The following is a 9694-nucleotide window of genomic DNA, read 5'->3' as shown; positions in this document are numbered from 1 at the left end:
TCTCAATCTCCACATTCAGATGCCCCAGCGTATCCTTGATCAGCTGGCCATATTCCATCGGCAGCGGAGGGGCCTCGTTGGAGCGGGTGTAGGGGATGCCCAACCCGCCGCCGAGATCAAGGCGGCGGATATCATGCCCATCATCGCGCAATTGCAGCGTGAGTTCGGCGACTTTCTGATAGGCCAGTCGGAAAGGCTCCAACTCGGTCAACTGCGATCCAATGTGGACGTCGATCCCAATAACATCCAACCCCTTCAGCGTCGCAGCATGGGCATAGACCTCACGCGCCTTCGCAATCGGAATGCCAAACTTGTTTTCAGATTTGCCAGTAGCGATCTTCGCATGGGTCTTGGCGTCCACATCCGGGTTTACCCGCACAGTGATCGGCGCCACCACCCCCAAATCAAGGGCGACCGCGTTGATCACCTCCATCTCCGGTTCGCTTTCGACATTGAACTGGCGAATACCCCCGCTCAGCGCCGTGCGGATCTCCTCGGCGGTTTTGCCGACACCGGAGAATACGATCTTGTCGCCGGGCACACCTGCCGCTTTTGCGCGCAGATATTCGCCCTGGCTGACCACATCCATACCTGCACCGGCCTGCGCCAAGGTCTTGAGGATCGCCTGATTCGACGCAGCCTTCATTGCGTAGCAGACAAGGTGGTCCATCCCATCCAGCGCCTCATCGAACAACTGGAAGTGCCGCAACAGCGTTGCGGTGGAATAGACATAGAACGGAGTGCCAACGGCCGCTGCAATCTCGGCCACCGGAACGTCTTCGGCAAAAAGCGCGCCATCGCGAAAGAGAAAATGATCCATGGGGTCGCGTCTACGGCAAAAGCGTTGTCGGGATCAATGAATTTGCGCAGCTCACAGCATCCCACCCTTAGAAGGTGGTCGAAACACCAACGCGCACTTCACCCGACACCGAAATCCCGCTTTTCTGGGCAGGAGGTTGCTCAGGTGGAGCCTCAGCTCGGGGAACAGGATCACAGGCCGCCAGTCCCGCAAGCGCCGCGATCAGGCACATCGCTTTCTTCATGTCGCATCCTTGAAAAAGAAAAAGCGCCCGCAATTGCGCGCGCTTTTAGGATGGCGTCGGGGCATCCATGTTTCAAGCCGCCCCTTGGTGTTTTGCACGAGGTCTTGCGCCTCAGAGCCCGAGAGATACGCGCAGCGGACCTTTGGCCAAGCCAACAGATCCACCCGCGTGAACACCGCTGCTCGTCACGCCAATGTCTGCATTCAGGCTGGGGCGCACCGGTTCACCGTCCACACCGCAGGCAGCAACAGCGAGCGTCACTGCGAGAGCAAACAGAATGCGGGTCATGTTGTCATCTCCTGAACAGGGTTCAGCCCAATAGCGCGGTCCAGCGGGCCACCTGTGCGCGCACCTGCGCCGGTGCTGTGCCGCCATAAGACATACGCGAGTTTACCGAATTTTCGACGCCCAGCACAGTGAAGATATCCTCTGTGATGCCTGCGTGGACACCCTGCATGTCTTCGAGGCTCAGATCCGGCAAATCGCAACCGCGGCTTTCGGCCATCGCAACCAATGTGCCGGTCACATGGTGCGCATCGCGGAACGGCACTTTCAGAACCCGCACCAACCAATCCGCCAGATCTGTCGCGGTGGAAAAGCCCGACCCCGCCGCCGCAGCCAGCGAATCCTGATTGGCGGTCATATCTTTGACCATGCCTTCCATGGCCGCCAGCGCCAGCATCCAACTGTCTGCCGCGTCAAAGACTTGTTCTTTGTCTTCCTGCATGTCTTTTGAATAGGCCAGCGGCAGCCCTTTCATAACCATCATCAGCGCAGTGTTCGCCCCGTAAATGCGCCCGACCTTGGCACGGATCAGCTCTGCGGCATCAGGATTTTTCTTCTGCGGCATGATCGACGAGCCGGTGGAGAAGCGATCCGATAGGGTCACGAAACGGAACTGCGCCGACGACCAGATTACCAGCTCTTCTGCAAAACGGCTGAGGTGCACGGCACAGATCGATGCGGCTGACAGGAACTCGAGCGCAAAATCCCGGTCGGACACCGCATCCAGCGAGTTGGCGGCTGGGCGGTCAAAGCCCAGCGCCTCTGCGGTCATGTCGCGGTCGATGGGGAACGAGGTGCCTGCCAACGCCGCCGCGCCGAGGGGGGATTCGTTCATCCGCGCTCGAGCATCGCGCACGCGGGACAGGTCACGACCAAACATTTCGACATAGGCCATCATATGATGCCCCCAGGTCACCGGCTGCGCGGTCTGCAGATGTGTGAAGCCCGGCATCACCCAATCGGCCCCGGCCTCTGCCTGCGTCAACAACGCCCGGATAAGCGCCAACAGGCCGCTTTCCGCCGCATCCAACTGATCCCGGACCCAGAGTTTAAAATCAGTCGCCACCTGGTCATTGCGCGACCGACCCGTGTGCAATCGACCTGCTGGTTCTCCGATGATCTCCTTCAGGCGCGCCTCTACATTCATGTGAATGTCTTCAAGCGCCGTGGAAAATTGGAAAGAACCCGCTTCGATCTCTGACAAAACGGTGAGCAGACCTTCACGAATGGCCTCCGCATCACTATCCGTAATGACACCGGTCGCGGCGAGCATCGCCGCATGAGCCCGAGAGCCAGCAATATCCTGCGCTGCCATGCGCTGGTCGAACCCGATGGATGCATTAATTGCCTCCATGATCGCGTCCGGTCCGGCGGCAAAGCGGCCGCCCCACATCTGGTTCGAGGTCTTGTCTGTCATGGCCCAACCCTGGAGATACTATGCGTCTGTTTCGTCAGCTCACCCTTTATATGGCCCTTGCCGTTGGTGCAAATGCCGCTTTTGCAGCGGATCCGGCCACCCTGTCTGCTCTGCGCGAAGGCGACATGCGCAAGCTGATCATTCACCCCGAGGTCAAACCGACCTCTGACAAGACTTTTCAGCTGGCCGATGGTGCCGGCACAGCGACGCTTGCGGACTATCAGGGCAAATATGTCCTCTTGAATTTCTGGGCAACATGGTGCGCCCCCTGCCGCAAGGAAATGCCGATGCTGTCAGAGCTTCAGGATGAATTCGGTGGTGAGGATTTCGAGGTACTCACCCTGGCCACTGGCCGAAACTCCCCGGCTGGGATCCAGAAGTTTTTCGACGAAACAGGTATTTCCAACCTGCCGCGCCATCAGGACCCGCGTGGCGCCGTTGCGAAGGAAATGGCTGTCTTCGGGTTGCCAATGACCATGTTGCTGGATCGCGACGGAAATGAAGTGGCACGTTTGCGCGGCGATGCCGACTGGGTCTCTGACAGTGCCAAGGCCATCATCAAAACGCTGATTTCGGATGATGCGTCTGGCTCCTGATCCCGTTTGTCGGCTTAGTTCAGTCCCGTCGGCGGTGGCAGATGCATGCCGCGGCGGGAGCTGACTAAAATTATCAAAAAACTGTTCGTTTAAGGTCCCAGCAACCCTTTTGCACGATGGTGATGCGTAACTCATACTGAGACAGAACCGTCATCGCCAAGGGACACCACCGTGAAGAACAAGCACAAGGTCATGGCCGACATGCCCGAGGGCGCTGAAAACCCTTTGTCCTCTGCGGTAGTGTCACGGGATAAATCCACGCTGGACATGGTGCGCGATGCCATTCGGCACAATCAAACCCTTTTGGCGTTCCAGCCGATCATGCAATCCGTCGGGCCGCAGTCCGTAGCCTTTTACGAAGGCTACATTCGTGTGCTCGATTCGACCGGCCGCGTGATCCCCGCACGGGATTTCATGCCCCATGTTGAAGAAACCGAAACCGGCCGCGAACTGGACTGTCTGGCGCTTGATCACGGGCTGAAAGCCCTGGCCCACAGCCCCGGTGTGCGGCTGTCCATCAATATGTCGGCCCGCTCCATCGGCTATCAGCGTTGGATGCGCGTGTTGGACCGTCACCTGAAAAAAGACCCGCATCTGGGTGAACGGCTGGTCCTGGAAATCACCGAGGATTCTGCGATGGCAGCGCCGGAACTGGTGATTGATTTCATGGACCGTATGCAAAAGCACGGCATTGCGTTTGCGCTGGACAACTTTGGCGCTGGCATCACCAAGGTGAGCCTGTTTCGCAACTTCTTCTTCGACGCGGTAAAGATTGACGGCCAGTTCGTCCGCAACATTCATGCCGATCACGACAATCAGGCCATCGTTCGGGCGCTAACCGGAATTGCCAAACAGTTTGATATGTTGGTGGTCGCAGAATCGGTCGAGAATCCTGCCGATGCCCAGTTTCTGATTTCCATTGGCGTCGATTGCATGCAGGGCTTTTTGTTCGGGGCACCGTCGGTCACCCCACCTTGGCTCGAAGAACTGCGCCAGAAAAGCCGGGCTTCCGCATAAGCCAGCAGACGCGCGCCAACCAAATGCTATTTCTACAGCGCTGCGCCTAAGACCAAGCCATAGAACACGGATTTTATGGCCTAATTTGCTTCAGCCCCTATTGCTCTGCTGGACCAGTCGCATGCGGTTGCCGCGCAGACACACTGCCTTGCAGATCTCTTGCCGAGCTCTCCCGTCCCCGCTTGCCGTGTTGATTGGCCGATTTCGCGATCTGGAACGTGCGTTGATCCAGATCAATGCGCCAGGCGGCGGGCAGAGGATAGTTGACATGGCCTTTAGGTCTGAGACACGGTGCGGGTGCTGCACATGCAGCACGGAACATCGCCTTGATAGGCAAGGTTGGCGTTTGATGGTTTCTGCGAGTGCGAAATAGCGGACCATACGCCGGACCTCACTGACGAAGACTGGCAGAGGAACGAAACTGATGACCAACGTTGTAATTGCATCCGCCGCACGCACGGCCGTCGGCAGTTTTGGCGGCGCATTCGCCAAGACACCGGCCCATGATCTGGGCACCGCAGTGCTGGAGGCCGTGGTGGCCCGCGCTGGCGTGGACAAGGCTGAGGTCTCAGAGACCATCATGGGTCAGGTTCTGACAGCCGCCCAGGGCCAGAACCCGGCGCGTCAGGCGCACATCAATGCAGGCCTGCCGCAAACCGCATCGGCCTGGGGCATCAACCAGGTGTGTGGATCGGGCCTGCGGGCCGTCGCACTTGGCGCGCAACACATCCAGCTGGGTGACGCCTCTATCGTCTGCGCGGGTGGTCAGGAAAACATGACACTCTCCCCCCATGCCGCCAACCTGCGAGCCGGACATAAAATGGGCGATATGAGCTATATCGACACCATGATCCGCGATGGGCTGTGGGATGCGTTCAACGGCTACCACATGGGCCAGACGGCAGAAAATGTTGCCGAACAATGGCAGATCAGCCGCGACATGCAGGATGAATTCGCGGTTGCCAGCCAGAACAAAGCCGAAGCCGCACAGAAAGCTGGCAAATTTGCCGATGAAATCGCCGCCTTCACTGTCAAGACCCGCAAGGGCGACATCATCGTTGATCAGGATGAATACATCCGCCACGGCGCCACGATCGACGCGATGCAGAAACTGCGCCCTGCCTTCACCAAAGATGGGTCCGTCACAGCTGCCAATGCCTCTGGCCTGAACGATGGCGCTGCCGCCACCCTGCTGATGAGCGCAGACGACGCTGAACGCCGCGGCATTGAACCACTGGCGCGCATTGCCTCCTATGCCACCGCTGGGCTGGACCCGTCCATCATGGGCGTGGGCCCAATCTATGCATCGCGCAAAGCACTGGAGAAAGCGGGCTGGTCCGTAGACGACCTGGATCTGGTCGAGGCCAACGAAGCCTTTGCTGCACAGGCCTGCGCCGTGAACAAGGACATGGGCTGGGATCCGGCGATCGTGAACGTCAACGGCGGGGCAATTGCAATCGGCCACCCGATCGGTGCCTCTGGCTGCCGCGTTCTGAACACTCTGCTGTTCGAGATGAAGCGCCGAGATGCCAAGAAAGGGCTGGCCACTCTCTGCATTGGTGGCGGCATGGGCGTCGCCATGTGTGTGGAGCGCCCTTAAGGCTGAGCGAAAGAGACATATGAAAGGCGCCTCAAGGGCGCCTTTTTTATTCAAAACAACATCATAGACACAGGCTTTCCTCGCCGGAGAGAACACAAGACAGGAAAAAGCACACAACTTCAGCAGAAAAGTGAAAAATCACGGCGCAATAATATTGCTGATACAGTCACAAAAATAGTAGCAAGATTACCAAGTAAATACGGAGGACTATCCAAAATGGCACGTAACGCACTCGTCACCGGCGGCTCCCGCGGCATCGGCGCTGCAATCTCTCAGGCTCTGCAGGCTGAGGGCTATACAGTGGCGGCAACCTACGCTGGAAACGATGCAGCCGCCGCTGCATTCACCGAAGAGACCGGTATCCAGACCTACAAATGGAACGTTGCGAGCTACGAGGAAAGCGCCGCAGGGATCGCCAAAGTCGAAGCTGATTTGGGGCCAATCGACATTGTGGTGGCAAACGCGGGGATCACGCGCGATGCGCCGTTTCACAAGATGACACCGGATCAGTGGCAGCAGGTGATCGACACAAACCTCACCGGTGTATTCAACACTGTTCATCCGGTTTGGCCAGGAATGCGGGAGCGCGGCTTTGGGCGCATCGTCGTGATCAGCTCGATCAACGGACAAAAAGGTCAGTTCGCCCAGGTCAACTATGCCGCGACGAAAGCCGGTGACCTCGGCATCGTCAAATCGCTGGCTCAGGAAGGCGCTGCAAAGGGCATCACCGCAAACGCCATCTGTCCAGGTTACATCGCCACAGAAATGGTGATGGCGGTACCGGAAAAAGTGCGCGATTCGATTGTTGGCCAGATCCCGACTGGGCGCCTCGGAGAACCAGAGGAGATCGCACGCTGCGTCACCTTCCTGGTTTCGGATGACGCGCAGTTCATCAATGGCTCAACGATTTCCGCCAATGGTGGTCAATTCTTCGTTTGACGCCAACGCATGTACAAATGGTAAGGGCCGGTCCATCGAACCGGCCCTTTTCCAATTCCGTAAGGACATGCGCGCTATGCCCAGCGGAAAATCGAAACCATATCAAAACGTGATCGGACTGACGCCAACACGCCGGTCAAAAAAGACCGCAACACTTGGCCTCTTTCTGCGTGGGCTCGCACCATGGCCCGCTTCACGGCAGCATCTGCTGTATATTCCATCTTTGGCCTCCGTTCAGATAAATTTTCCTAACTTGACTGAAAGATGGAGTATCTGCAGAAAGTTGACAAACGAGACTTTCCAAGACCTCAATTAAGTTTTACTTATGTGAAATGTCAGAACGCCTCCCTCCTCTCACCGCTCTGCGGGCTTTTGAAGCCGCTGCAAGGCATCTATCGTTTGCCCGTGCAGCGCAGGAATTGAACGTCACGCCAGCGGCGCTTTCTTTTCAGATCAAATCCCTCGAAGACCATCTGGGCACGCCAGTGTTTCGCCGCCTCAATCGTGCGGTAGAGCTCACCGAGGCAGGTGCGACCCTTGCCCCTGGGACATCAGACGGGTTTCAGGCGCTGACAGCGGCGTGGCGCGCCACATTGCGCCTGCAGGATGACGGCGTGCTGACAGTCACGGCAGGCCCTGCCTTCACCGCAAAATGGCTGGCACCCCGGTTTTATGAATTCGCCCGCGCCCACCCAGAGATTGACCTGCGGTTTTCTGCAAGCCTGAAGCGGGTGGATCTCCAGCGGGATGAGGTCGATGTCGCCATCAGGTTCGGCAATGGTCCCTATCCGGATGTGTACTCTCTAGGATTGGCAGAGGAATGGGTCATGCCAGTGATGTCCCCCGATATGGCCAAGCGATTTCCAACCATCGAGGCGCTGACCTCTGCGCCCTTCCTACATGATGACTCGCTGAACTTCATGTCCCCCAGATTGGACTGGCCCGCCTGGTTCAAGGCTGTCGGACATCCGTTTTCCCCACGCCACGGATCGAGGTTTTCCAACGCAGACCACGCAGTTGATGCCGCATTGGCCGGGGCCGGCGTCGTCCTGGGGCGCAGGGCACTGGTGGTCAAAGATATCGCAGAGGGTCGCCTGGTGGCACCATTCAAAACAGCCTTGACCGGTAAGGCGCATTTCAGTTTTCTCTGCCAAAAGGGCGCCGAGAACAGGCCGCAGATTGTTGCGTTCCGCGATTGGATCCTCGCCGAAATTGAAAAAACAGCAGCGATATCAGAAGGATTGCGCGTGGTGAAAGTGGTAGCAGACGAATGACCCGCAAACGCGCAACCGGAGTGGGGTTTATCGCTGTATTGCTCTGGTCCTTGCTGGCGGTCTTGACCGTCGGGACAGCGCCTGTCCCTCCACTTCTGCTGAACGCCCTGTGCTTCACGCTCGGCGGCACATTGGGAATACTGTGGTGCTGGCAAAGCGGCAGCCTGCCAACGCTGCGATCCGTATCCTGGAAAGTCTACGCATTCGGCAGCATCGGATTGTTCGGCTATCACGCCTTGTATTTCACCGCACTTCGGCTCGCACCCGCAGCGGAAGCGGGGTTGATCGCCTATTTGTGGCCCCTGCTGATCGTCCTGTTTTCCGGCCTATTGCCCGGCGAGCAGCTGAAAAAAGGCCATCTTCTGGGTGCCCTTCTGGGATTTGCAGGAGCTGCAGCCATCATCAGCGGCGGTGGCGCACGGTTCGACCCTGCTGCTCTGCCAGGCTATGGGCTGGCTTTTCTCTGTGCTTTGACCTGGTCGGGCTATTCTGTGCTGGCCCGACGCCTCGGCGATGCCCCAACCAGCACGGTCGCGATTTTCTGCCTGATCACAGCCGTGGCTTCCTGGGGAATGCATTTCGCGTTGGAGGAGACGGTCTGGCCTCGGGGCACTTGGGGCTGGCTCTCGACCATTGCGTTGGGTTTGGGTCCGGTTGGCTTGGCGTTTTATGTTTGGGATATCGGCGTCAAACAGGGCGACATTCAGATGCTCGGGACCAGCTCCTATGCCGCTCCGCTTCTATCGACAGTGATCCTGGTGCTTGTCGGCTACGCCCAACCGAGCTGGATCCTTGCTGTTGCGGCGTGCCTTATCACAGGGGGTGCTGTGCTTGCCGCGCGTGCAAGCGCAGCCAACGCGGCCTGACACCAGGTCCCTTGAACTCACGACACCTGCTAGACATGCGTTCGCGATGCATCAGCCTCCGATAACCCACCGGACAAACAAAAAGGACCGCGAGTGTATCTCGCGGCCCTGATAAGAGAGATAGGTAGAGTTTGGAGGTTCGTCCGGGGTGCTTCAAAGAGGCATGTCACCCCAGCGCATCCTGCCAAAACGCCCTTATGACGTGGACAGACGCGCAATCTCTTCTTTGAGTTTCAGTTTCTGTTTTTTCAGAGACGCAATCTCAAGCCCGTCGGATGACGGCAATCGTTGTGCGTTTTCGACTTCCATGCTCAGGTGCTCGTGCTTTTTCTTGAGTTCGGTCAGATGCGAGCTGAGGCTCATTTCATTCCTCCTTTGAGCGTGTTTCGTGGCAAAGAGTGGATCACAGGAACAGGCATCTGTCACGCTGCAGGCGCATAGATTTGTCATAAAAGTGTCAAATAGGCGTGAGCCCGCCGATGAAGCCGCACGGTTTCGTAAACAACCGTAAAATCGCTTAATGCATTGAGCCCTTATGTTGAGGCATATCCTGCATCGCAGAAGTAGTTGTAGCATTCGTCTGGGGTGAAGAGGTCGCAGACTTCGGCAAGCGCGTCGAACATCTGGTCGAAGGTTCTGGCTCCGATACGCCTGAGA

The 9694-nt window shown here is 57.8% G+C and carries 11 protein-coding genes; 6 read left to right on the top strand and 5 right to left on the bottom strand.

What is annotated here, in order from left to right; all coding sequences use genetic code 11:
* From Q0C28_RS01475 to argH, 4 genes are all read right to left on the bottom strand, one after another.
* Positions 1–820 (bottom strand): diaminopimelate decarboxylase (locus tag Q0C28_RS01475; protein ID WP_293572873.1); only part of this gene is annotated, 820 nt, incomplete at its 3' end.
* A 67-nt stretch (positions 821–887) separates the two neighbouring features.
* Complete coding sequence (locus Q0C28_RS01470; RefSeq protein WP_293572872.1) at positions 888–1043, bottom strand: hypothetical protein; 156 nt, start codon at positions 1041–1043, stop codon at positions 888–890.
* Positions 1044–1154: 111 nt separating this feature from the next.
* Entirely contained in the window at positions 1155–1331 is a 177-nt protein-coding gene (locus tag Q0C28_RS01465) for a hypothetical protein (protein WP_293572871.1), read from the bottom strand.
* Between the two features lie 22 nt (positions 1332–1353).
* Complete coding sequence (gene argH / locus Q0C28_RS01460) at positions 1354–2745, bottom strand: argininosuccinate lyase (protein ID WP_293572870.1); 1392 nt, start codon at positions 2743–2745, stop codon at positions 1354–1356.
* Positions 2746–2765: 20 nt separating this feature from the next.
* Between argH and Q0C28_RS01455 the strand changes: the two genes are divergently transcribed.
* From Q0C28_RS01455 to Q0C28_RS01430, 6 genes are all read left to right on the top strand, one after another.
* Positions 2766–3341: a TlpA disulfide reductase family protein gene (locus Q0C28_RS01455; RefSeq protein WP_293572869.1), complete on the top strand. Its 576-nt coding sequence runs from the start codon at positions 2766–2768 to the stop codon at positions 3339–3341.
* Between the two features lie 192 nt (positions 3342–3533).
* Positions 3534–4358, top strand: coding sequence for an EAL domain-containing protein (locus tag Q0C28_RS01450; RefSeq protein ID WP_293572874.1), 825 nt, complete (start codon positions 3534–3536; stop codon positions 4356–4358).
* Between the two features lie 424 nt (positions 4359–4782).
* On the top strand, positions 4783–5958 hold the full coding sequence (locus tag Q0C28_RS01445; protein WP_293572868.1) for an acetyl-CoA C-acetyltransferase: 1176 nt from the start codon (positions 4783–4785) through the stop codon (positions 5956–5958).
* A gap of 216 nt (positions 5959–6174) precedes the next feature.
* A complete protein-coding gene (phbB, locus tag Q0C28_RS01440; protein ID WP_293572867.1) occupies positions 6175–6897 on the top strand; it encodes an acetoacetyl-CoA reductase in 723 nt (240 codons plus the stop codon).
* Between the two features lie 332 nt (positions 6898–7229).
* Complete coding sequence (locus Q0C28_RS01435; protein WP_293572866.1) at positions 7230–8171, top strand: transcriptional regulator GcvA; 942 nt, start codon at positions 7230–7232, stop codon at positions 8169–8171.
* The gene (locus Q0C28_RS01430; protein WP_293572865.1) at positions 8168–9037 is read left to right on the top strand and encodes an EamA family transporter; all 870 of its coding nucleotides are present in this window, start codon (positions 8168–8170) and stop codon (positions 9035–9037) included. The genes Q0C28_RS01435 and Q0C28_RS01430 overlap by 4 nt, the downstream gene beginning before the upstream one ends.
* A 195-nt stretch (positions 9038–9232) precedes the next feature.
* Here the strand turns inward: Q0C28_RS01430 and Q0C28_RS01425 are convergent, their stop codons facing one another.
* Positions 9233–9400 (bottom strand): DUF465 domain-containing protein, encoded by a 168-nt coding sequence (locus tag Q0C28_RS01425; protein ID WP_293572864.1) that lies wholly within the window; start codon positions 9398–9400, stop codon positions 9233–9235.
* Between the last annotated feature and the right edge of the window lie 294 nt (positions 9401–9694).

The sequence above is a fragment of the Phaeobacter sp. genome (assembly GCF_022825805.1).
In the GTDB taxonomy this organism is placed as follows: Bacteria; Pseudomonadota; Alphaproteobacteria; order Rhodobacterales; family Rhodobacteraceae; genus Phaeobacter.
This window is presented reverse-complemented; position numbering and strand designations above follow the sequence as displayed.